Source organism: Aeromonas sp. SrichE-2G, from assembly GCF_017939565.1.
Taxonomy (GTDB): Bacteria; Pseudomonadota; Gammaproteobacteria; order Enterobacterales; family Aeromonadaceae; genus Aeromonas; species Aeromonas taiwanensis.
Window position 1 is genome coordinate 1 of the sequence record NZ_JAGKRG010000004.1, and the last position, 21,209, is coordinate 21,209.

Below are 21,209 nucleotides of genomic sequence, written 5' to 3' on the forward strand. Positions count from 1 at the left end.
TGGCGGCAATAGCGCAGTGGAACCACCTGACCCCATGCCGAACTCAGAAGTGAAACGCTGTAGCGCCGATGGTAGTGTGGCATTCGCCATGCGAGAGTAGGACACTGCCAGGCACCCAATTGAAGAAGCCCGCTCATTCGAGCGGGCTTTTTTATTGCCTGAAATTGGCCAGAACGGCGAATTTCCACCTTCAGATAGTCCCGCCGTTTTGTCATTAACCACCCTAGCTTCACCAATCCCTTTGATTCTCTGTTCGATATTTATCCATTGATAGTGTGCGTTGGATATAAAAAACACAGAATGTGATGCCTCTACCTTTCTTGCGATGCCCGCTCTGCTTTAATTCGTCAGCCCACGTTCGATGGGCCAAGGAATCACAATAATCTGAGGAATGGACACATGTTCAAAAGAACAGTAACGATGATGCTGGCGGCGGGAACCCTGGTATTAGGCGGTTGCGCATCAAATGGCGGTGCAGAGCAGGCGGCAGACAACAGCGACTTCGGCGGCAAGTCCATCTACCTGCGAGGGGAGATGAACGACTGGATGGCGACCGATGAGAGCAAGGTGGTCAAGGTCGCCGACAAGCTTTACATGGCCAAGGGCACGCTCAAGAAGGAGTGGGCTCCCTACAAATTCAAGTTCGCTGACTCCGGCTGGAGCTGCGGTACCAACTTCGGCTACAAGAGCCCGAGCGATGGCGTGGCCGTACTGGGCGGGGAGCCCGTACCGGTCAACCCTTGCTCCAAGTATGAGGACATGAAGTTCTCGCCCGATGCGGATGGCGTCTATGAGTTCTATCTGAATATGGCGGGTGAGACACCGAGCGTTTACGTCAAGAAACCCTGAGATCCCGCTTCGCATTAAATCTCTCGGGAATTGAACCGCTTAAATGCCCTGGCCCAGAAATCTGCTGGCCGGGGCATTTTTTTAGGATAGAATCTGCGCCCTCGTTATGACTGGTTTACTATATATAGTGTTGTCTGCCTTAAATTTCACTATTAGTTGTGCTTTTAGTGTTGTCAGGGTGTAGATGCATTCACATGAGGTTGATTGAACATGGCTAAATCCACCCCGGTGCTGGAGAGCGACACCCTCGCCCGCCAGATCCCCCTGCAGGAGACGTCCCTCGAGATCTGGGACAGTAAATATCGTCTCAAGAGCAAGGATGGCGCCCCCATCGATGGTTCCATCGACGAGACCTACCAGCGGGTCGCCCGCGCGCTGGCTGCGCAGGAACGCGAACCCGAGGCCTGGTATGCGCCCTTCCTGTGGGCCCTGCGCAATGGTGCCATTCCGGCGGGCCGTATCACCTCCAACGCCGGAGCGTTCGAGCACAAACCCGCCACGTCCACCATCAACTGCACCGTCTCCGGCACCATCGAAGATTCGATGGACGATATCCTCGGCAAGGTGCATGAGGCTGGGTTGACCCTGAAGGCCGGCTGCGGCATCGGCTATGACTTCTCGACCCTGCGCCCGCGCGGGGCCTTCGTCTCCGGTGCCGGCGCCTATACCTCGGGTCCGCTCTCCTTTATGGACATCTACGACAAGATGTGTTTCACCGTGTCTTCAGCTGGCGGCCGTCGTGGCGCCCAGATGGGCACCATGGACATCCGTCACCCCGACGTGATCGAGTTCATCCAGGCCAAGCGGGAAGATGGCCGCCTTCGCCAGTTCAACCTCTCCCTGCTCATCACCGAAGAGTTTGTGAAGGCGGTGAAGGTGGATGCCCCCTGGCAACTGATCTTCCCCTACACCGCCAAGGAGGTGGAACAGGACGGCATCGCGCTGGACGACCCGCTGCAGGTGATCTGGGCGGACTGGCCCAACAAGGAAGGGGTGGTGATAAACGAGCTGGGGCAGGTAGCCTGCAAGGTCTACAAGACCTTACCCGCCCGCAAGCTCTGGAACGTCATCATGACCTCCACTTACGACTATGCGGAGCCCGGTTTCATCCTGATCGACAAGGTCAACGAGATGAACAACAACTGGTTCTGCGAGGAGATCCGCGCCACCAACCCCTGTGGCGAGCAGCCCCTGCCGCCCTATGGCGCCTGTCTGCTGGGCTCGGTCAACCTGACCGCCTTCGTGCGTGACCCCTTCACCGAGCAGGCCGCCTTCGACTGGCCCGCGTTTCGCAAGGTGGTGGCCATCTTCACCCGCATGCTCGACAACGTGGTGGAGATCAACCAGCTGCCGCTGGCCAGACAGCGCGAGGAGATTACCGCCAAGCGCCGCCACGGCATGGGCTTCCTCGGCCTGGGCTCGGCCCTGACCATGCTGCGCATCAAGTACGGCTGTGCGGCGTCCGTCGCCTTTACCGAGCAGGTCTCCCAGGAACTGGCGATGACCGGCTGGCAGGAGTCCCTGCGGTTGGCGAAGGAGAAGGGGCCGGCGCCCGTCATGGAGCAGGAGTTCGAGGTCACCGGCAAAATGCTGCGCCTGCGCCCCGAGATGGCGGCAGATGGCATCAAGATCGGCGACAAGGTGAAGGGCAAGGTGCTGCACTCCCGCTACAGCCGCTACATGCAGCAGGTGGCCGAGGTGGATCCCGCCCTGGTGGCCGAGCTGGCCGAGGTGGGTGGCCGTTTCACCCACCACAGCAGCATTGCGCCGACCGGCACCATCTCCCTGTCGCTCGCCAACAACGCCAGCAACGGTATCGAGCCGAGCTTTGCCCACCACTACAGCCGCAACGTCATCAAGCCTGGCAAGAAGAGCAAGGAGAGCGTGGATGTCTACTCCTTCGAGTTGCTCGCCTACCGCGAGCTGGTGAACCCGGCTGCGATGCCCTATGGGGCGGATGAGGCCAGTCGCCTGCCGGATTATTTCATCACCGCAGACGACATCAGTCCGACCGGGCACGTGGACATCCAGGCAGCGGCCCAGCGCTGGATTGACTCCTCTATCTCCAAGACCGCCAACGTGCCGACCGACTTCCCGTTCGAGCAGTTCAAGGATATCTACCTCTATGCCTCGGATTCCGGGCTCAAGGGGTGCACTACCTTCCGCTTCAATCCGGAGGCCTTCCAGGGCGTGCTGGTGAAGGAGAAGGATCTGGAGAACACTCAGTACGAGTTCACTCTGGAGGATGGCTCCGTCATCACGGTGAAAGGGAACGAAGAGATCGAATACGATGGCGAGCTGCACACTGCCGCCAACCTCTACGACGCCTTGAAAGAAGGCTATTACGGCAAATTCTGAGAACGACACATGGTCAAGAAGATCGACAGAAAAATCGTCGCCTACAAGGTGAAAACCCGGGATGAACCGCAAGAGGCACCGGATCCCCAGGATGACGTGGTGCACATGCACGAGACGGTGCTGCGCCCGGAACGGCTGATGGGCACCACCTACAAGCTGAAGACGCCGGAGCACGTCTCCGAGCATTCGCTGTTCATCACCATCAACGACATCATTCTCAACGAGGGCACGGTCCACGAGACGCGCCGTCCGTTCGAGATCTTCATCAATTCCAAGAGCCTGGAACACTATCAGTGGATAGTGGCCCTGACCCGTATCATCTCGGCGGTATTCCGCAAGGGGGGGGATGTCACCTTCCTGGTGGAGGAGCTGCGCTCCGTGTTCGATCCCAAGGGCGGCTACTGGAACAAGGGCAAGTATGTGCCCTCGCTCATCGCCGAAATTGGCAACGTGATAGAGACCCATCTCACCGAGATCGGCATGCTTAAGGTGCCCGGGCTGGACGAGCACCAGCAGGCGTTTCTGGCCGAGAAGCAGGCGGAACTGCAGGCACAGCAACAGGCAGAAGAACAGCAGGCGGGCAGCGGTTTCCCCCCCAATGCGGCGCTCTGCTACAAGTGCCACACCAAGGCGCTGGTGCAGAAAGATGGCTGCATGACCTGCCTCAATTGCGGTGATTCCAAGTGCGGCTAACGGGGCCGCTTGGGGGATAATCACGCTTAAAAGATCGGCCAGAGGGCCGGTCTTTTTTATTGATTGCTTTATATACAGTCAGTTGGGGCGTGCAAGGGAAATGTTGCACGCCGGTAAATTCGGGCGTAGCGTTGGGGGTAATAAAACTGTCACGGTCGTGTGGTTTCAATGACATCTGAGATTCACACACGTGGCACCTTCAGTGCCAAGGAGGATGCTTATGGACAACACGGACCGAAAGCTGTTTATCCTGGATACCAACGTTCTGCTTCACGAACCCCTCGCCATCTACTCCTTCAAAGAGCACGACGTGCTCATCCCCATGACGGTGCTCGAAGAGCTCGACAACATCAAGGATCGCCAGAAAGACGTCAGCCGTGATGCCCGTATCGCCATTCGCGCACTGGAAGACGTATTCCGCGACGCGACCCCGGAACAGATAGTGCAAGGGGTGGCGCTGGCCGGCGAGGCGAGCGGTCGCATCTCCATCTTCAGCGATCACCATCTGCCTCAGGATGCCGAGGTGTTCACCGACAAGGAGGCGGACAACCGCATCATCAATGCGGCCCTCTATCTGCAAAAGCATGAGATGAAACGCCAGGTGGTGCTGGTGACCAAGGACATCAACATGCGCCTCAAGGCCAAGGGGGCCGGCCTTGCCCATGTCGAGGACTACCGCAGTGACCAGCTGATCGACGACATCCGCCTGCTGGCCAAGGGCTTCCAGGTGGTGCCCGGCAGTTTCTGGGAACGGGTCGGCGAGTGTGACAGCGAGACCCATGGCCGCGATACGGTGCACGTCATCGACTCGGCCCTGCTGGAGGGGGTGCACGTCAATCAGTACCTGCTGGACGAGGAGAACTTCTTTGCCGCTAGGGTACTCGCCCACGACGGCCAGAAGATCCGCCTCAAGGATCTGGGCCGCGAGCGGTTGATGTCGCGCAAGGCCTGGGGCGTGCATCCCAAGAACATCTACCAGGGCATGGCCCTCGACGCCCTGCTCGATCCCCATATCGACCTGGTGATCCTGACCGGACCTGCCGGTTGCGGCAAGACCCTGCTCGCCATGGCGGCGGCCCTGGAGCTGGTGATCGAGAAGGGGATCTACGAGAAGGTGATCGTCACCCGCAACACCCCGGAAATCGCCGAGAGTATCGGTTTCCTGCCCGGCACGGAAGAAGAGAAGATGATGCCCTGGCTGGCGGCGGTGACCGACACCCTGGAGGTGCTGCACAAGCAGGACGAGAACATGAGCGGGTCGCTGAGCTACATCATGGAGAAGGCCAACATCCAGTTCAAATCGGTCAACTTCATGCGCGGGCGCAGCATCCAGAACACCTTCGTGCTGCTGGACGAGTGCCAGAACCTGACGGCGTCCCAGATCAAGACCATCATCACCCGTTGCGGCGAGGGGACCAAGATCGTCTGCTCCGGCAACCTGGCCCAGATCGACTCCAACTACCTGAGCCCGGTGACCTCGGGTCTGACCTACATCGTCGAGCGTTTCAAGGACTTCGACGGCAGTGCCAACATCTTCCTGAATGGCGTTGTGCGCAGTCGACTCGCCTCCTTCGCCGAAGAAAACCTCTGATCCCGGCCGACAAACCATGCATGAAAAAGGGAAGCCAGCTGGCTTCCCTTTTTTGATCCCGTCTACCTAGGCCCCCTGGGGACGACCGAGATAGCGCAGCAACCCGGGATGATCGCTGCTTTGCAGGATCTCGGGCTTGCCCTGCAAGGCGATGCATCCCTCGTCGATGAAGAGTACCTGGTCGGCGATAAGCTGGGCGTCTTCCGGGTTATGGGACACCATCAGCACTGTAATGCCTTGTTCGCAGGCGAGGCGGGCGACTTCTGCCAGCATTTCCCTGCGCAGGGCCGGATCCAGGGCCGAGAAGGGCTCGTCCAGCAACAGCAGCGGCTTGCCCCGCACCAGGGCGCGGGCCAGGCCCACCCGCTGTTGCTGGCCACCGGAGAGCTGATCCGGCAGGCGCATCAGCATGGCGCCGAGGCCCACCCGCTCGGCCGCCTCGTTGACCTGATTCCGCTGGGCGGCGTTGAGACGCAGCCCGGGGTGCAGGCCGATGGCGATGTTGTCGAACACCGACAAATGCAGGAAGAGGTTGTGATCCTGGAACAGGGTGGTGACCGGCCGCTCGGCCGGGCCCAGCGGCATCAGATCCTGACCGTCGAAGGTGAGGGTACCGGACTCCACCGGCACGAAGCCGGCGATCATGCCGAGCAGGGTCGACTTGCCGGCGCCGCTCGGACCGATCAGGGCGGTGATCTCCCCCCTGGCCAGGGTGGCGGTGAAGTCGACACGCCAGTCGGGGTAGCTGGTGACCAGTCTGTCGATGTTCAACATCTTTTGTTCTCCGGGGAGCTGTGTGAGCGGCCAGCAGGGCTGTGTCGGGACCCTTGCAAGGTGCCGCGGATTTCAAGGTTCGGCATGCTTCCCTCCAAGCCCCCGCTCGACCAGCCAGAACAGGGAGAAACAGAGCGTGAGCAGCAGCAGGGCAGTGGCGGCCGCCTCGGTCAGGCGGTAGCTGCCGAGCTGCTGATAGAGCAGCCAGGGCAGGGTGGTGAGGGTCTGGCTGCCGAACATGGCGATGGCGCCGAGATCACCCAGCGACAGGATCATGGAGAGGGCCATGGCCAGGGCCAGCGGGCGGCGCAGCAGGGGCCACTCTACCAGCCGCAGGCGATGCAGGCCGCGTACCCCCAGACTGTCCGCCAGCCGATCATACTGGCGCACCACCAACTGCATGGGGGCGTTGAGGGTGCGCAGCACATAGGGCAGTGCCATCAGGGCGTTGACCAGTACCACCAGCCAGGGGCCCAGGGAGAAGACATCGGTGAAGGGCATGAACATGATGAAAAGCCCGGTGGAGAGCACCACCGCCGGTATCATCAGGATCATGGAGCCGCTGGCTTCCCACAGGGCGGCGGCGCGCCGCTTGCGATCCCGCACCCTGAGGTGGCGGCTGGTGAGCAGCAGGGCGGCGCCGAGCAGGGTGGCCAGGGAGCCAGCCGCCAGCGCAATGGCCAGCGACTGGCCTCCCGCCTGCCACAGCCGGTTCGACGTCAGTGCCGGCAGCAGGCCGGGGTTGAACCCGGCGACGACGATGGCCAGCAGCGGCGGCAGGAAGATGGCGAGCCCCAGGGTCAGGGCCAGCCCATCCACCAGGGCCGTGCCCCTCTGCTGACGGTCCGGGCGCAGGCAGGGGCGACGGCTCTCGATCCGGCTTGCCGGCGTGGTCTGCAACTTGTGCTGCAACAGGAGCAGGGCCAGGGTCAGCAGCAGTTGCACTAGGGCGAGCCCGCCGGCGGTGGCGAGATCGAAGTCAAAGCGTAGCGCCTGATAGACCGCTACCTCCAGAGTGGTGGACTTGGGGCCACCGCCGAGCGCCAGCACTGTGGTGAAGCTGGTGAAGCAAAGCATGAAGATGAGGCTGGCGAGCCCCGGCAGCATGCCCCGGATGATGGGCCACTCCAGCAGCCGGAAGATGTGGGAGGATCGCATGCCGAGCTGGCTGGCGAGGCGCCAGGAGGACTCGGGAATGCTCTCTATGCTCTGCAGGATGAGGCGTGCGGCGAGCGGCATGTTGAAGAAGACGTGGGCCAGCAGGATGCCGAACAGGCCGTAGAGGTAGTTGCCGGGATCCACGCCCAGACCGCACAGCAGTTGCGGCAGCCAGCCCTGACGGCCGTGTACTGCCACCATGCCGAAGATGGCGATGATGACGGGCAGCACCAGGGAGAGGCCAAACAGCTTGAGCAGCAGGCGGCGGCCGGTGAAACGGCGCCGAGCCAGGGCCCTGGCCACCGGAATGGCTAACCCTAAGCTCAGCAGGGTGGAGAGCAGGGCCTGCCAGAGGCTGAAGCCCAGCACGTGGCGCAGATAGGGATCGGCCATCAGGGTGCGGGGGGACAGGGTACCGGCCTGCCACAGCAGGGCCGCCAGCGGCCCCAGGGACAACAGCAGGATGATCAGGGTGGCTGCGCTGCCCGGCAGCCACCAGAGGGGTCGAGACTGTGGTTTCACGAAGTGATGGCTCACTGGGTGACGGCTTGCAGCCACTCCCGGATCCAGCCCTTGCGGTTGGCGGCCACCTCGTCAGAGGTGAAGCTGAGCGGCTTGTTGACGGTGATCATCTGCTCGAAGCCCTTGGGCAGCGGGGTGTCCGTCACCGGATACATCCAGTTGCCGGTGGGGATCTCGTTCTGGAAGGCGGGGCTCAGCATGAATTGCAGGAACTGGTCGGCCAGCTTGCCCTGCTTGGCGCTCTTGAGCTTGGCGGCTACCTCCACCTGGCGGTAGTGACCCTCCTCGAACGCGGCCGCCCGATACTGGGGCTTGTTCTCGGCGATCAGGTGATAGGCCGGGGAGGTGGTGTAGGAGAGCACCATGTCCGCCTCGCCGTCGAGGAACATCCCGTAGGCTTCTGACCAGCCCTTGGTGACGGTGACCGTCTTCTTGGCCAGCTGCGCCCAGGCGGCAGGGGCCTGTTCACCGTAGACCGACTTCATCCACAGCATCAGCCCCTGCCCCGGGGTGGAGGTGCGGGGATCCTGATAGATCACCTTGAGATCGGGGCGCTCCACCAGCTCTTTCAGACTCTTGGGGGGTTGCTTGAGTTTGCCGCTGTCGTAGACGAAGGCGAAATAGCCGTAGTCATAGGGGACGAAGGTATCATCCTGCCAGCCACCCGGCACCTTGAGGCCATCCAGCTTGGTGGAATGAGACGCGAACAGCCCGCTCTGCTTGGCCTCGCTCACCAGGGCGTCATCCAGCCCCAGCACCAGGTCGGCCTTGCTGTGCTGGCCTTCCAGCCGCAGCCGGTTGAGGATGGCCACGCCATCTTCCAGCGCCACCAGATCCAGGGTGCAGCCGCACTCCTTCTCGAAGGCCTGCTTGATCTTGGGGCCCGGGCCCCATTCGGCGGCGAAGGAGCTGTAGGTGTAGACGGTGAGGGTATCGGCGGCAAATGCCTGGGCCGAGAGCAGGCCGGTGGCGAGCAGCAGCAGGGTCTTCATCAATGGCACTCCTGTGGGTCCTGAGGTGCCATGGGCAGCGGGCTGCTCATCAATGGCACGTCTCGTGTGGTGAGGGCCAGCGGATGAGGGCGCAAAAACGCGCGTCATGCCTCAAATTCCTCCGCCAGCATTATCTGGATCAGGTTCACGGGTATAATCTCAGCGGTAAACCGCACCCCGTTTGAGCAACGCATCGCATTGTATGGGCGTTCCCAGGGGGAGGCCAGCACTATGTTTCACGGGCCGCATCGTGCGCGCCACCACCCAGGAGGATGCCCCAAGTGATCACCAGCACCAAGGAAAGACGAGCCTTCCAGCGCATGGTCATCAATGCCCCCGTCACCCTGTTCCAGCATGATCTGGTGCTGGAGGGGATCTGTCGGGATCTCAGCGCCAACGGCATGGGCGTCGAGGTGAACGAACACGGTTTCGATCCGGATCAACCCGTCCGGGTGAGCCTGGCCACCAGCAGCAACCTCCTGCCTCCCTTCGAGGCCCAGGCTCGCATCGTGCGGGTGCTGGAGGAAGAGCACGGGCTTCTGCTGGCGCTGGAGTTCCAGTCTCTGGCCTGACGCATACCCTCACCCCTTCTCACTCTCTTATCTTATCGGTCGGCCGAAGCTGGCCGCTCTGCTCGCCTGCCCGGTTCTTCACTGGTTGGCCAGTACCGGCTGCACGCTGAGCTGGCCGCTGTCGACCAGCACCCGGCTGGCGGGCGCGAGCTGCCCCAGGGGGAGCTGGGCAGGGCCGGTCGGTTCCATCAGGAGATAGGTTTCCCCATCCCGGCTCAGGGTCGCCGCACCCGGTGTGGCCGGCAGGGCCACACCCAGCAGGGCATGGCCAGGCACGAATACCATGGTCTGCCTGAGCTCGGGGAAGAGCTGGGCCAGCAGGGCGGCCATCAGGGTCACCTTGCTGTCGCAGTCCCCCCCGTTCTGTTCCAGCACCTGGCGGGGGCTCAGAAAGCCCTTGCCCGAGCGCCCCGACTGGCTGTCTAGCAGCCGATAGGGGATGGCCTGGACGAAGTCGAGGATGTACTCCACCGTCTTCTGGCGCGCCTCGGTTTCTGTGGTGCCTTGCCGCTTGAGCTGATCGGCGAGCGGTGCCAGTTCGGTCCGGCTCTCCAGGGCGATGCGCACATGATCCTGCTTGATGGCGGAGGCGCCGTCGGGAGCGGTGAAGGGCTGGAAGTAGTGCTGCGTGAGCCACTCGGACTCCAGCTTGCCGCGCTCCCGGGTGAGCCAGCTCATGGCCTGGTTGACCTGCTCTGGCTGGCGGCTCTTGAGCTGAAGCTCCATCCCGGGGCGGGAGAGGGAGAACTGTACGCCGGGGAACTCGGCCACCCCCTTTTGCAGCAGGCGCTGCAGTACCTCTTCCTGCATGCGGGCCGGCCGGTAGGCGATGAGTGGCGGCAGTTTGCCCGCCTCCAGCCGGTAGGTGAGCTGCTGCACCTCGCCCTCCCTGTCCTGCCAGCCGACGTTAAGCTGGCCGCCGCTGCTGTGGAAATAGGTCTGCCCGGCGCTGGCCGGGAGGGTGAGCAGCAGGATCAGCAGCAAGAGGGGGCGGGTACTTGTCATCATCCTTTCCTGTGGGTGAGCCCGTGGCGGGCGGGAAATAAAACAGGGAGCCTGGGCTCCCTGTGGATTCTACTCGCTTTATCGCGTCCGGGCCTTGTCAGATCCGGCTCGGCAACCTTGTCTCGAAGGCGCCTGGGCGGCTCTTGTGCTTGTCAGATCCAGCTCGGTTGCTTCGCCTCGAAGGCGCTGATGGCTGCCTCGTGCTGCAGGGTCAGGCCGATGGCATCCAGCCCGTTGAGCAGGCAGTAGCGGCGGAACTCGTCGATCTCGAAACCGAAGCAAAGTTCACCGGCTCGCACCTGGTTGGCCTCCAGATCCACTTCGATCTCGATGCCCGGCTGGGCGGCAACCAGCTGGAACAGGGCCTCGACCTCCTCCTCCTTCAGGCGCACCGGCACCATGCCGTTGTTGATGGCGTTGCCGTAGAAGATGTCGGCAAAGCTCGGGGCGATCATGGTCTTGAAGCCGTAATCCGCCAGCGCCCAGGGGGCGTGCTCGCGGCTCGAGCCGCAGCCGAAGTTTTCGCGGGCCAGGAGGATGCTGGCACCGGCGAACTGCGGCTGGTTCAGCACGAACTCGGGGTTGGGCTGCTCCCCTGCATCGTCCAGGAAGCGCCAGTCGTGGAACAGGTGCTTGCCAAAACCGGTGCGGTTCACCTTCTGCAAGAACTGCTTGGGAATGATGGCGTCGGTGTCGACGTTGGCGCTGTCGAGGGGAACGACGATCCCTTTATGTTGTTTGAATCCTGTCATCTCTCTTCCCTCTTACAGTGCGCGAATGTCGGCGAAGCGGCCGGTGACGGCGGCGGCGGCAGCCATGGCCGGGCTCACCAGATGGGTGCGGCCGGCACGGCCCTGGCGCCCTTCGAAGTTGCGGTTGCTGGTGGAGGCGCAGCGCTCCCCCGGTTGCAGCCGGTCGTTGTTCATGGCGAGACACATGGAGCAGCCGGGCAGGCGCCACTCAAAGCCCGCTTCGATGAAGATCTTGTCCAGCCCCTCGGCCTCGGCCTGGGCCTTCACCTGTTCGGAGCCCGGCACCACCAGAGCCTGCACGCCGGCGGCGACCTTGCGGCCACGGGCGATGGCGGCGGCGGCGCGCAGATCCTCGATGCGGCTGTTGGTGCACGAACCGATGAACACCTTGTCGATGGCGACGTCGGAGAGCTTCTGGCCCGGTTGCAAGTCCATATAGGCGAGGGCCTTGCGGGCGGACTGTTGCTCCACCGGATCGGCGAAGGATTCCGGCGCAGGGATGGGCTCATTGACGGCGATCACCTGACCCGGGTTCGTGCCCCAGGTCACTTGCGGGGCGATGTCGGCGGCGTCGAGCACCACTTCGGCATCAAATCTGGCATCGGCATCGCTCTTGAGGGTCTGCCAGTAGGCGATGGCCTGCTCCAGGACCTCGCCCTTGGGGGCGAACTCCTTGCCACGGATGTAGTCGATGGTGGTCTGGTCGGGGGCAATCATGCCCGCCTTGGCGCCGAGCTCGATGGCCATGTTGCACACTGTCATGCGCCCTTCCATGGTGAGCCCCTCGATGGCCTCACCGGCGAACTCCACCACATAGCCGGTGCCGCCAGCATGGCCGACCTTGCCGATGATGGCGAGTACCACATCCTTGGCGCTGATACCTTCGGCCAGTTTACCGTTGACCGAAATACGCATGGTCTTGGCGCGGCCCTGTTTCAGGGTCTGGGTCGCCATCACGTGTTCCACTTCCGAGGTGCCGATGCCGAACGCGAGCGAGCCGAAGGCGCCGTGGGTGGCGGTGTGGGAGTCACCGCAGACGATGGTGGTGCCGGGCAGGGTGATGCCAAGCTCCGGTCCCATCACGTGGACGATACCCTGGTATTTGTGGTTGAGATCGTAGAGACGAACACCGAACTCCTTGCAGTTGGCGGCCAGCGTCTCCATCTGGATGCGGGCCATCTCGCCGGAGGCGGCGATGTCCTTGGTGGTGGTGGAGACGTTGTGATCCATGGTGGCCCAGGTCAGATCCGGGCGACGCAGCTGGCGGTTCATGGCGCGCAGGCCGTCGAACGCCTGGGGGCTGGTCACTTCATGCACCAGGTGACGGTCGATGTAGATGAGGGGCGTTTCGCCTTCCACTTCCCGCACCACGTGGGCGTCGAACACTTTCTGATAGAGGGTCTTGGACATTGCTCTCTTCCTTGTTATCTGGTGGCGTCAGATGCGCGCGGCGATCTGGCTGCCCATGTCGGCGGTGCTTTGTACCGGGTGCTTGGCGCTGGCCTGATGCAGATCGGCGGTGAAGTAGCCTTCGGCCAGGGTCTGGGCCACGGCCTGCTCGATGGCCTGGGCGGCGGCTTCCTGACCGAGGCTGTAGCGCAGCATCAGGGCGGCGGAGAGGATCTGGGCGATGGGGTTCGCAATCCCCTTGCCGGCGATGTCGGGGGCCGAGCCGCCGGCCGGTTCGAACAGACCGAAACCGGATTCGTTCAGGCTGGCGGAGGGGAGCAGGCCCATGGAGCCGGTGATCATGGCGCACTCGTCGGAGAGGATGTCGCCGAACAGGTTGGAGCAGAGCAGCACGTCGAACTGGGACGGATCCTTGATGAGCTGCATGGTGGCGTTGTCGATATACATGTGGTTCAGCGCCACGTCCGGATAGGATTTGGCGACCTGGGTCACCACCTCGCGCCACAGGATGGAGGAGGCGAGCACGTTGGCCTTGTCGATGGAGGTGACCCTGGCCTTGCGCACCCGGGCCGATTCGAAGGCTATCTTGGCGATGCGCTCGATCTCGAAGCGGTGGTACACCTCGGTGTCGAACGCCTTCTCGGTGGCGCCTTCACCCTCGCGTCCCTTGGGCTGGCCGAAGTAGATGCCGCCGGTCAGCTCGCGCACGCAGGCGATGTCGAAGCCGCGATCGGAGATGTCGGCACGCAGGGGCGAGAATTGCTCCAGACCGGTGTAGATACGAGCCGGACGCAGGTTGCAGAACAGCTTGAAGTGGGCACGCAGGGGCAGCAGTGCGCCGCGCTCCGGCTGATCGTTCGGTGGCAGATGCTCCCACTTGGGGCCACCCACCGAGCCGAACAGCACCGCATCGGCCGCTTCACAGCCGGCAATGGTGCTCTGGGGCAGCGGGGTACCGTGGTTGTCGATGGCGATGCCGCCCACGTCGTGGCGGTCATAGTCGAGGGAGAAGCCGAATTTGGTCTGCACCTTTTCCAGTACCTTGATGGCTTCTGCCATCACTTCCGGGCCAATGCCGTCACCCGGCAATACTGCGATCCGATAACTGCTCATACTCTCTCCGTCTTGATAGTGTTATTCCATTTCATCTGCGAGGCCCGGACGCTGCCCGGGCGGCTGTCGCCTTGATGTTGTGCTGTCATCTTGTCCGGCGGGCTCAGACGGTTTCCGGCTTGATGGTGTTGTTGCGTTCCATCTGCTCGGCGACCTGGTCTGCACGCCAGATGCTGTTGATCACGTGGACCAGGGCCTGGGCCGACGACTCGATGATGTCGGTGGCCAGCCCCATGCCGTGGAACTTGCGCCCCTTGTATTCGGCGACGATGTCCACCTGGCCGAGGGCGTTTTTGCCCTCGCCCTTGCCCTTGAGTTCGTACTTGTCGATGCGGATCTCGTAGCCGGTGATGCGGTTGATGCACTGGTAGACCGCGTCCACCGGGCCGTTGCCGGTGGCCGCCTCGCACACCAGATCCTGGCCTACCTTAAGTTTCACCGAGGCGGTGGCGAGCACCGAGCTGCCGCTCTGCACGCCCAGGTACTCCAGCTTGAAGTGCTCCGGCTCTTCGTGGATCTGGCTGAAGAAGGCGAGGGCCTCCAGGTCGTAGTCGAATACCTGCCCCTTTTTGTCCGCCAGGGTGAGGAACTTGCCGTAGAGATCGTCGAGGTCATAGCTGCTCTCGGCGTAGCCCATGGACTCCATCCGGTGTTTGATCACGTGGCGGCCGGAGCGGGAGGTCATGTTGAGGTTGTTCTGGGTGAGGCCGATGCTCTCGGGGGTGATGATTTCGTAGGTGTTCTTCGCCTTGAGCACGCCATCTTGGTGGATGCCGGAGCTATGGGAGAAGGCGTTGGCCCCGACGATGGCCTTGTTCGGCTGCACCGGCATGTTGCAAATTTGACTGACGAGCGTGCTGGTGCGGTGGATCTCGTTGTGGCGGATGTTGGTGTGCACCCCGAGCAGGTCGGCGCGGGTCTTCAGGATCATCGCCACCTCTTCCAGGGAGCAGTTGCCCGCCCGCTCGCCGATGCCATTGATGGTGCACTCGATCTGGCGGGCCCCCATCTGCACGGCACCGATGGAGTTCGCCACCGAGAGGCCCAGATCGTCGTGGCAGTGCACCGAGATGATGGCCTTGTCGATGTTGGGCACCCGGTTGAACAGGGTCTGGATGATGCCGGAGAATTCGGTCGGCACCGTGTAGCCGACGGTGTCCGGAATGTTGATGGTGCGGGCGCCGGCCTTGATGGCGGCCTCCACCATGCGGCACAAATTGTCTATCGGGGTGCGGCCCGCATCTTCACAGGAGAACTCCACGTCGTCGGTGTAGCGCAGGGCGTGCCTGATGGCGCCGACCCCCATCTCCAGCACGTCCTCGAAGCTCTTCTTGAGCTTGCTCTCGACGTGGATGGAGGAGGTGGAGATGAAGGTGTGAATGCGAAACGCCTCGGCGACTTTCAGCGCCTCACCGGCGGCATCGATGTCTTTTTGCAGGGCGCGGGCGAGGGCGCAGACCCGGCTGTTCTTGATGTGGCGGGCGATGGTCTGCACCGATTGAAAATCGCCGGGGGAGGAGACGGGGAAACCCACTTCCATGATGTCGACCCCGAGCCGTTCCAGCGCCTGGGCGATCTGCAGCTTCTCCTTGACCGTCAAGCTGGCCGACAACGCCTGCTCGCCATCACGCAAGGTGGTATCGAATATGATGACCCGATCTGACATGTGACTTCCCTCTTCCTAAGTTCGCTTCGTGCATCCTGCGTGGCATAAAAAAACCCGTGCGGGGTGCACGGGTTTCTGTAAATTCCGGCTATGCCTAGCCCGGCTACAAGGATCCCGCGCGAGGAGTCGCGATTAGGGAGATAAGTAGTAGCGGGGCGGCAATACGCATGATGACTCAATCCTTCCAGTCGATAACGCTACTACCAATATCGAGATTTTTATGCTGTGTCAACCTGAACGGACAGGTTCAATTCACTGGGTTATTTAATCGAATTGTAAAGGAGTGCAAATTCTCTTGTCCCATATTCGGTTCATGCCTGATTATCTGGTTATTCCTGCTGTACTCGATCACCCTCACAATCAGATCGACTTGTCAGCCCTTGCTGAATTATCTGAGGTATTCCATGGAAAAACGCAGACCTGGCCGTCCGGTCGGACGTTCCGACATCCGTGACAAGCTGCTTGCCGCGGCGCGCGAACGTTTTCTCAACACCCCCTACAGCAAGGTGACGACCCGGGAGATCGCCGAGCTGGCCGGCTCCAATCTGGCGATGATCCACTACTACTTCGGCAGTAAGGAGGGTCTCTACAAGGCCGTGCTGGGGGACGTGGCCGAGCCGCTGGATCAGGCCTGGCACGACGAGAGCAGCAACCGCAGCCTGACCGATCTGCTCAACACCTACTATCAGGTGATGGCGCCGAACAGCGAGCTGACCTCCGCCATCTCCAGCGCGTTATCTACCGAGAAGAGTCCGGGGCGAGATTTTGTGCTGAATCGTCTGCTGGAACGCCAGCTTCCCCAGTTCGATGCCCTGCTCGCCACCATGCGATCCAACGGCCAGCTGGCGGACAACCTGGATCCCGAGATGCTGAAGATCTCCTTCCTCAGCATGATGTGGCAGCCGTTCGTGATGAAGGATCTCTACGAGCAGGTGTTTGGCCTGACGGTGGACGAGAGCTTCATGAGCCGGCTGGCGGCCCACAACTGCCAGCTGATGGAGAACGGCCTGCGCGGTTCCCTGAACTGAGCGTTGCCGACAACCTGCTGAAAAGGGGCCTTAGGGCCCCTTTTTTCATCAATCCGTTATTTGTGCGTCAACGAAGTGTCACGACCGCGCCCTAGTCTGTAGCCAAGACTCAAGGGAAGGGGGCGTGATGAACAAGATCCAGCAATGGGACCTGCGGGTGTGTCGTGTCTGCCTGCTTCACCCCTACAACCGGCCACAGGCCAGGATCAGCCTGCTCGTCTCCCGCACCGGTGACGGCCCCCTCTATGCCGTGCTGGCTGGCCTGCTCTGGTGGCAGGGAGAGGCGGGGCGGGCCGTGGTGCAGGCGGCCTTGTGGGCCTTTGCCCTCGAGCTGCCGCTCTATCTGCTGCTCAAGAACGCCCTCAGACGCCAGCGCCCGGCGGGCCTGCCGGTATTCATCACCCCGTCCGATCGTTACAGCCTGCCCTCCGGCCACACGGCCGCCGCCTTCCTGATGGCGACCGTGCTGGCCGCCGGCTTCCCCTCCTGGGCTCCCCTGTTGTTTGCCTGGGCGGCGCTGGTGGGGGCGTCCCGCCTGCTGCTCGGCGTGCATTACCTCAGCGATCTGGTGGCCGGTGCCCTGCTCGGCGGTGGCTGTGCCCTGTGGGCGCTCGGCTGGAGCCAGGGATGAGAATACTGTTTGGAGTGCAGGGGACCGGCAACGGTCACATCAGCCGTAGCCGGACCCTGGCGCGTGCCCTGAAGAGCAGGGGAATGGCGGTGGACTACCTGTTCAGCGGCCGCGCCGCCGACGGCTATTTCGAGATGGGGGAGTTCGGGGAGTATCGCACCTTTCCCGGCATCACCTTCGCCAGTCATCAGGGGCGCATCTCGGGCTGGCGCACCCTCAAGGGGCTCTCGCCCCTGCGTTTCTGGCAGGATCTGCGAGCCCTCGACTGCCGGGACTACGATCTCGTCATCAGCGACTTCGAGCCGCTCAGTGCTCATGCCGCCCGTCGCTGGGGCAAGCCCAGCCTCACCATCAGCCATCAGGCCAGCTTTGACTGGCCCATCCCGCGTTGGGGGGAGAGCGGCTTCAACCGCCAGCTGATGCGCCATTTTGCCCCGGTACGCCAGTCCCTCGGGCTGCATTGGTTCCATTTCGGTCAGCCTCTGCTGCCCCCCATCATAGATCCGCTGGCACCCACCCCCGATAACCAGCAGATCCTGGTTTATCTGCCGTTCGAGCAGACCGAGGCGATAGCGGCCCTGCTGTCCCGCTTCCGCCAGCAGCACTTCGTCTGCTTCCACCCCGAGGTGCGCAAGCGCAGCGAGTGGCGCAACATCCGCTTCGAGCCCCAGGCAAGGGACGGGTTCAAACAGGTGCTGGCCGGTTGCCGGGGAGTCATCAGCAATGCGGGGTTCGAGCTGGCATCCGAGGCCCTGTCGCTCGGCAAGAAGCTGCTGGTCAAGCCCCTCGGCGGCCAGTTCGAGCAACTGACCAACGGCAGAACGCTGGAGCTGATGGGGCTGGCCCAGCTGATGGAGACCCTGGATGCCAACGCGGTCCGCGCCTGGCTGGACACGCCGGCGCCGGGATGGGTGCGCTACCCCGATGTGGCGGGAGAGCTGGCCGACTGGCTGCTGGCGGGGGCGGAGGAAGAGCTTGGCTCCCTTTCCCGCCGCCTGTGGGGGCGCACCCTCTTCCCGGAGGAGGTGTGCGATCGCCTCAGCGAGCTGGCGGGTGGCACCCCCCTGGAGCACCCCTGGTTATCCCAACTCAGCGCCTTTGACTAAACTGAGTCGATCCCACCACGGAGAGGACGGACATCATGCGCTTTACCAATGAAAAAGGGGACACCATGACCCTGGCGGACAATTTGACACTCCACGAGCTGATCGACATGGGGGTCAGCATCTCCGTCTGCGAAGAGACGGATCCGGACCAGCAGATCTGGCTGGCAGAGCCCGAAGACGAGCAGTAGAACCGCCTCGTTTATGACGGCCCACCCCCTGGGGGTGGGCTGTTTATTTTGTCCTTTCCGCTACCTGACAGCATGATCTGCTGGCATCCTCCCCCCAGGTCCCCCTTTGTTGCACGTCAGGTGACCAAGTCACTGAATGTTAATAGCTGTTTGAAATTTCTGACTGTTCTGGCCAGACAAAGCCGTGGACAAGCGTTCACGGGCGGGTTAAGTTGGTTTTTCACCCGCTTTTCGGGTGAATGATGGAAAACCCCTACTTTTCTACTATCGACGGCTCCGAACTCGCCTGATCTGCCTGCAGACAACAACAAGACTCGGATCGGCGCTGCCGGGAAGCAGCGGACTGTCGATAGCTTTCGCTTAACGGAGCAAAGCCTGGAGGGCTTTATCATGGAGATGTTATCAGGCGCCCAGATGGTGGTTAGAGCGCTGGAAGATCAGGGAGTTGAGCACGTTTTCGGCTACCCTGGTGGCTCAGTGCTCGACATCTATGACGCTCTCTTCGAAAACGGCAAGATGGAGCACGTCCTGGTGCGGCACGAGCAGGCCGCGGTGCATATGGCGGACGGTTACGCCCGTTCCACCGGCAAGGTGGGCACAGTGCTGGTGACCTCGGGTCCCGGCGCCACCAACTGCATCACCGGGATCGCCACCGCCTACATGGATTCCATTCCCCTGGTGATCCTGTCCGGCCAGGTGCCGACCAGCATGATCGGGGAGGATGCGTTCCAGGAGACCGACATGATCGGCATCTCCCGCCCGGTGGTGAAGCACAGCTTCCTGTGCAAGAAGGCGAGCGACATTCCCGAGGCCATCAAGAAGGCCTACTACATTGCCGCCAGTGGCCGCCCGGGGCCCGTGGTGGTGGATCTGCCCAAAGACGTGCAGAATCCGAAAGAGAAATTCCCCTACGAGTACCCCGAGACGGTCTATCTGCGCTCCTACAATCCGACCAAGGCCGGACACAAGGGCCAGATCAAGCGGGCCGCCAAGCTGCTGACCGAGGCGAGCCGCCCGGTCATGTACGTGGGTGGCGGTGCCATCAACGCCAATGCGGATCACCTGGTGACCAAGCTGGCGGAGCTGCTGAACCTGCCGGTGACCACCACCCTGATGGGGCTGGGTGCCTTCCCCGGTACTCACCCGCAGTTCATCGGCATGCTCGGCATGCACGGCACCTTCGAAGCGAACAAGACCATGCACAACGCGGATCTCATCTTCGCCGTGGGTGCCCGCTTCGATGACCGCGTCACCAACAACGTGGCCAAGTTCTGCCCCAACGCCACCGTGGTGCACATCGACATCGACCCCACCTCCATCTCCAAGACGGTGCAGGCCCATGTGCCCATTGTCGGCTCGGTGGAAACCGTGCTCGAGCAGATGCTGGAAGTGATCCGCGAGTGCGGCTTTGACAACGACAAGCAGGTGCTGTCGGACTGGTGGGAGCAGATCAACCAGTGGCGCTCCCGCAACTGCTTGGCCTATGAGACCTCTCCCACCCTGATCAAGCCGCAACAGGTGATCGAGACCCTCTACAAGGTGACCAAGGGGGAGGCTTTTGTCGCCTCCGACGTGGGTCAGCACCAGATGTTTGCCGCCCTCTACTACCCGTTTGCCAAGCCACGCCAGTGGATCAACTCCGGTGGTCTCGGCACCATGGGCTTCGGCATTCCGGCCGCCATGGGCGCCCAGTTTGCCAACCCGGATGCAGTGGTCTGCTGCGTTACCGGCGACGGCTCGGTGCAGATGAACATCCAGGAGCTCTCTACCTGCATGCAGTACGGGGTGCCCATCAAGATCATCTCCATCAACAACCGTGCGCTGGGCATGGTCAAGCAGTGGCAGAAGATGTTCTACGGCGGCCGTCACAGCCACTCCTACATGGAATCCCTGCCGGACTTCGTCAAACTGGCGGAAGCCTACGGCCATGTCGGTATCGCGGTGAGCGATCCGGCGGAGCTGGAGAGCGCCATGGAGAAGGCCTTCGCCATGAAGGACAGGCTGGTGTTCATGGACATCTCGGTCGATCCGGACGAGCACGTCTATCCGATGCAAATCAAATTTGGCGCCATGGACGAGATGTGGCTGAGCAAGACAGAGAGGACTTGACAATGGGACACATTATTTCGGTCGTACCCATGGAGCTCAAGTTTGGTTCCATCAATGACGAGATGTGGCTGAGTAAGACGGAGAGAACCTGATGAGACACATCATTTCAGTACTGCTGGAGAATGAATCCGGCGCCCTGAGCCGTGTGGTGGGCCTCTTCTCCCAGCGCGGCTACAACATCGAGACCCTGACGGTGGCCCCCACCGAGGATCCCACCCTGTCGCGTATGACCATCGTCACCATGGGTGACGAGCGGGTGCTGGAGCAGATCCAGAAGCAGCTGCACAAGCTGGTGGACGTGCTCAAGGTGTGCGATCTGAGCGAAGGGGAGCACATCGAGCGGGAGATCGCCCTGGTCAAGGCGCGCGCCGCCGGTGGGGCTCGTGACGAGCTGAAACGGCTGGCGGACATCTTCCGCGGCCAGATCGTGGACGTGACCCCCGAGCTCTACACGGTTCAACTGGTGGGCACCAGCGATAAGCTGGACGCCTTCATCAAGACCGCGGCCCAGACCAACGAGATCGTCGAAGTGGTGCGCTCCGGCGTCTGCGGCATCTCCCGGGCGGACAAGTCACTGCGTCCCTGATCCGCTTCGGTTGTCACCTCTGTTCATCAAGGGCTCTTCGGAGCCCTTTTTCATGGTGGAAGGGAGGGCGAGGCGTTGTCCGAGGCTGTCATTTTCTTTCAAATGA

General features: G+C 62.2%; 19 protein-coding genes, 1 rRNA gene and 1 riboswitch. Of the genes, 12 read left to right on the forward strand and 8 right to left on the reverse strand.

The window, feature by feature from the left end; translation table 11 throughout:
- The 5 genes from rrf to J9885_RS02060 form a co-directional block, all read left to right on the forward strand.
- Window positions 1-113: ribosomal RNA gene (gene rrf, locus J9885_RS02040) — 5S ribosomal RNA — on the forward strand; the annotation flags it as partial.
- A gap of 286 nt (window positions 114-399) precedes the next feature.
- Window positions 400-849 (forward strand): pullulanase, encoded by a 450-nt coding sequence (locus tag J9885_RS02045; RefSeq protein WP_025328176.1) that lies wholly within the window; start codon window positions 400-402, stop codon window positions 847-849.
- A gap of 210 nt (window positions 850-1,059) precedes the next feature.
- Window positions 1,060-3,207, forward strand: coding sequence for an adenosylcobalamin-dependent ribonucleoside-diphosphate reductase (locus J9885_RS02050; protein WP_210547940.1), 2,148 nt, complete (start codon window positions 1,060-1,062; stop codon window positions 3,205-3,207).
- 9 nt (window positions 3,208-3,216) lie between these two features.
- Window positions 3,217-3,900, forward strand: a complete 684-nt coding sequence (locus tag J9885_RS02055) for an NrdJb (protein ID WP_134697298.1) — start codon at window positions 3,217-3,219, stop codon at window positions 3,898-3,900.
- Between the two features lie 220 nt (window positions 3,901-4,120).
- Window positions 4,121-5,491 (forward strand): PhoH family protein, encoded by a 1,371-nt coding sequence (locus tag J9885_RS02060; protein ID WP_043758138.1) that lies wholly within the window; start codon window positions 4,121-4,123, stop codon window positions 5,489-5,491.
- A gap of 66 nt (window positions 5,492-5,557) precedes the next feature.
- Here the strand turns inward: J9885_RS02060 and thiQ are convergent, their stop codons facing one another.
- The 3 genes from thiQ to thiB all read right to left on the reverse strand — a co-directional run bounded on the left by thiQ (window position 5,558) and on the right by thiB (window position 8,937).
- Window positions 5,558-6,265, reverse strand: a complete 708-nt coding sequence (gene thiQ / locus J9885_RS02065) for a thiamine ABC transporter ATP-binding protein (protein ID WP_134697300.1) — start codon at window positions 6,263-6,265, stop codon at window positions 5,558-5,560.
- 72 nt (window positions 6,266-6,337) lie between these two features.
- Window positions 6,338-7,960, reverse strand: a complete 1,623-nt coding sequence (gene thiP / locus J9885_RS02070) for a thiamine/thiamine pyrophosphate ABC transporter permease (RefSeq protein WP_210548880.1) — start codon at window positions 7,958-7,960, stop codon at window positions 6,338-6,340.
- Window positions 7,957-8,937 (reverse strand): thiamine ABC transporter substrate binding subunit, encoded by a 981-nt coding sequence (thiB, locus tag J9885_RS02075; RefSeq protein WP_210547941.1) that lies wholly within the window; start codon window positions 8,935-8,937, stop codon window positions 7,957-7,959. Before thiB ends, thiP begins: the two co-directional genes overlap by 4 nt.
- A 99-nt stretch (window positions 8,938-9,036) precedes the next feature.
- A riboswitch (TPP riboswitch) is annotated at window positions 9,037-9,127 on the reverse strand.
- 91 nt (window positions 9,128-9,218) lie between these two features.
- On the opposite strand from thiB, the gene J9885_RS02080 reads away from it, so the two are divergent.
- Complete coding sequence (locus tag J9885_RS02080; protein ID WP_043758147.1) at window positions 9,219-9,509, forward strand: PilZ domain-containing protein; 291 nt, start codon at window positions 9,219-9,221, stop codon at window positions 9,507-9,509.
- 78 nt (window positions 9,510-9,587) lie between these two features.
- Here the strand turns inward: J9885_RS02080 and J9885_RS02085 are convergent, their stop codons facing one another.
- The 5 genes from J9885_RS02085 to leuA form a co-directional block, all read right to left on the reverse strand.
- Window positions 9,588-10,514 (reverse strand): transglutaminase domain-containing protein, encoded by a 927-nt coding sequence (locus tag J9885_RS02085; RefSeq protein WP_210547942.1) that lies wholly within the window; start codon window positions 10,512-10,514, stop codon window positions 9,588-9,590.
- Between the two features lie 152 nt (window positions 10,515-10,666).
- On the reverse strand, window positions 10,667-11,266 hold the full coding sequence (gene leuD / locus J9885_RS02090; protein ID WP_210547943.1) for a 3-isopropylmalate dehydratase small subunit: 600 nt from the start codon (window positions 11,264-11,266) through the stop codon (window positions 10,667-10,669).
- 12 nt (window positions 11,267-11,278) lie between these two features.
- The gene (gene leuC, locus J9885_RS02095) at window positions 11,279-12,676 is read right to left on the reverse strand and encodes a 3-isopropylmalate dehydratase large subunit (RefSeq protein WP_134696433.1); all 1,398 of its coding nucleotides are present in this window, start codon (window positions 12,674-12,676) and stop codon (window positions 11,279-11,281) included.
- 27 nt (window positions 12,677-12,703) lie between these two features.
- Window positions 12,704-13,789: a 3-isopropylmalate dehydrogenase gene (gene leuB, locus J9885_RS02100; protein ID WP_134696432.1), complete on the reverse strand. Its 1,086-nt coding sequence runs from the start codon at window positions 13,787-13,789 to the stop codon at window positions 12,704-12,706.
- A gap of 103 nt (window positions 13,790-13,892) precedes the next feature.
- The gene (leuA, locus tag J9885_RS02105; protein ID WP_210547944.1) at window positions 13,893-15,455 is read right to left on the reverse strand and encodes a 2-isopropylmalate synthase; all 1,563 of its coding nucleotides are present in this window, start codon (window positions 15,453-15,455) and stop codon (window positions 13,893-13,895) included.
- A 404-nt stretch (window positions 15,456-15,859) separates the two neighbouring features.
- Here leuA and J9885_RS02110 point away from each other — a divergent pair, with 404 nt between their 5' ends.
- The 6 genes from J9885_RS02110 to ilvN all read left to right on the forward strand — a co-directional run bounded on the left by J9885_RS02110 (window position 15,860) and on the right by ilvN (window position 21,103).
- Complete coding sequence (locus J9885_RS02110; RefSeq protein ID WP_043758157.1) at window positions 15,860-16,483, forward strand: TetR/AcrR family transcriptional regulator; 624 nt, start codon at window positions 15,860-15,862, stop codon at window positions 16,481-16,483.
- Between the two features lie 127 nt (window positions 16,484-16,610).
- Window positions 16,611-17,114, forward strand: a complete 504-nt coding sequence (locus J9885_RS02115; protein ID WP_043758158.1) for a phosphatase PAP2 family protein — start codon at window positions 16,611-16,613, stop codon at window positions 17,112-17,114.
- Window positions 17,111-18,220 carry an MJ1255/VC2487 family glycosyltransferase gene (locus J9885_RS02120; RefSeq protein ID WP_210547945.1) on the forward strand — a complete coding sequence of 370 codons (1,110 nt, stop codon included), beginning with the start codon at window positions 17,111-17,113 and terminating at the stop codon, window positions 18,218-18,220. Before J9885_RS02115 ends, J9885_RS02120 begins: the two co-directional genes overlap by 4 nt.
- Window positions 18,221-18,255: 35 nt before the next feature.
- Window positions 18,256-18,408 (forward strand): hypothetical protein, encoded by a 153-nt coding sequence (locus J9885_RS02125; protein WP_081843615.1) that lies wholly within the window; start codon window positions 18,256-18,258, stop codon window positions 18,406-18,408.
- A gap of 390 nt (window positions 18,409-18,798) precedes the next feature.
- On the forward strand, window positions 18,799-20,517 hold the full coding sequence (locus tag J9885_RS02130) for an acetolactate synthase 3 large subunit (RefSeq protein WP_210547946.1): 1,719 nt from the start codon (window positions 18,799-18,801) through the stop codon (window positions 20,515-20,517).
- 91 nt (window positions 20,518-20,608) lie between these two features.
- Window positions 20,609-21,103 carry an acetolactate synthase small subunit gene (gene ilvN / locus J9885_RS02135; protein ID WP_043758165.1) on the forward strand — a complete coding sequence of 165 codons (495 nt, stop codon included), beginning with the start codon at window positions 20,609-20,611 and terminating at the stop codon, window positions 21,101-21,103.
- The last annotated feature ends 106 nt before the right edge of the window (window positions 21,104-21,209 follow it).

Excerpts from the sequence above, each read along its gene's own strand:
- J9885_RS02055 (WP_134697298.1), top strand. The coding sequence starts at position 3,217 with ATGGTCAAGAAGATCGACAGAAAAATCGTCGCCTACAAGGTGAAAACC.
- J9885_RS02085 (WP_210547942.1), bottom strand. The coding sequence starts at position 10,514 with ATGACAAGTACCCGCCCCCTCTTGCTGCTGATCCTGCTGCTCACCCTC.
- J9885_RS02130 (WP_210547946.1), top strand. The coding sequence starts at position 18,799 with ATGGAGATGTTATCAGGCGCCCAGATGGTGGTTAGAGCGCTGGAAGAT.
- J9885_RS02110 (WP_043758157.1), top strand. The coding sequence starts at position 15,860 with ATGGAAAAACGCAGACCTGGCCGTCCGGTCGGACGTTCCGACATCCGT.
- J9885_RS02115 (WP_043758158.1), top strand. The coding sequence starts at position 16,611 with ATGAACAAGATCCAGCAATGGGACCTGCGGGTGTGTCGTGTCTGCCTG.
- ilvN (WP_043758165.1), top strand. The coding sequence starts at position 20,609 with ATGAGACACATCATTTCAGTACTGCTGGAGAATGAATCCGGCGCCCTG.
- J9885_RS02045 (WP_025328176.1), top strand. The coding sequence starts at position 400 with ATGTTCAAAAGAACAGTAACGATGATGCTGGCGGCGGGAACCCTGGTA.
- leuC (WP_134696433.1), bottom strand. The coding sequence starts at position 12,676 with ATGTCCAAGACCCTCTATCAGAAAGTGTTCGACGCCCACGTGGTGCGG.
- leuD (WP_210547943.1), bottom strand. The coding sequence starts at position 11,266 with ATGACAGGATTCAAACAACATAAAGGGATCGTCGTTCCCCTCGACAGC.
- J9885_RS02060 (WP_043758138.1), top strand. The coding sequence starts at position 4,121 with ATGGACAACACGGACCGAAAGCTGTTTATCCTGGATACCAACGTTCTG.
- leuA (WP_210547944.1), bottom strand. The coding sequence starts at position 15,455 with ATGTCAGATCGGGTCATCATATTCGATACCACCTTGCGTGATGGCGAG.
- thiB (WP_210547941.1), bottom strand. The coding sequence starts at position 8,937 with ATGAAGACCCTGCTGCTGCTCGCCACCGGCCTGCTCTCGGCCCAGGCA.
- J9885_RS02050 (WP_210547940.1), top strand. The coding sequence starts at position 1,060 with ATGGCTAAATCCACCCCGGTGCTGGAGAGCGACACCCTCGCCCGCCAG.
- leuB (WP_134696432.1), bottom strand. The coding sequence starts at position 13,789 with ATGAGCAGTTATCGGATCGCAGTATTGCCGGGTGACGGCATTGGCCCG.
- J9885_RS02120 (WP_210547945.1), top strand. The coding sequence starts at position 17,111 with ATGAGAATACTGTTTGGAGTGCAGGGGACCGGCAACGGTCACATCAGC.
- J9885_RS02125 (WP_081843615.1), top strand. The coding sequence starts at position 18,256 with ATGCGCTTTACCAATGAAAAAGGGGACACCATGACCCTGGCGGACAAT.
- thiQ (WP_134697300.1), bottom strand. The coding sequence starts at position 6,265 with ATGTTGAACATCGACAGACTGGTCACCAGCTACCCCGACTGGCGTGTC.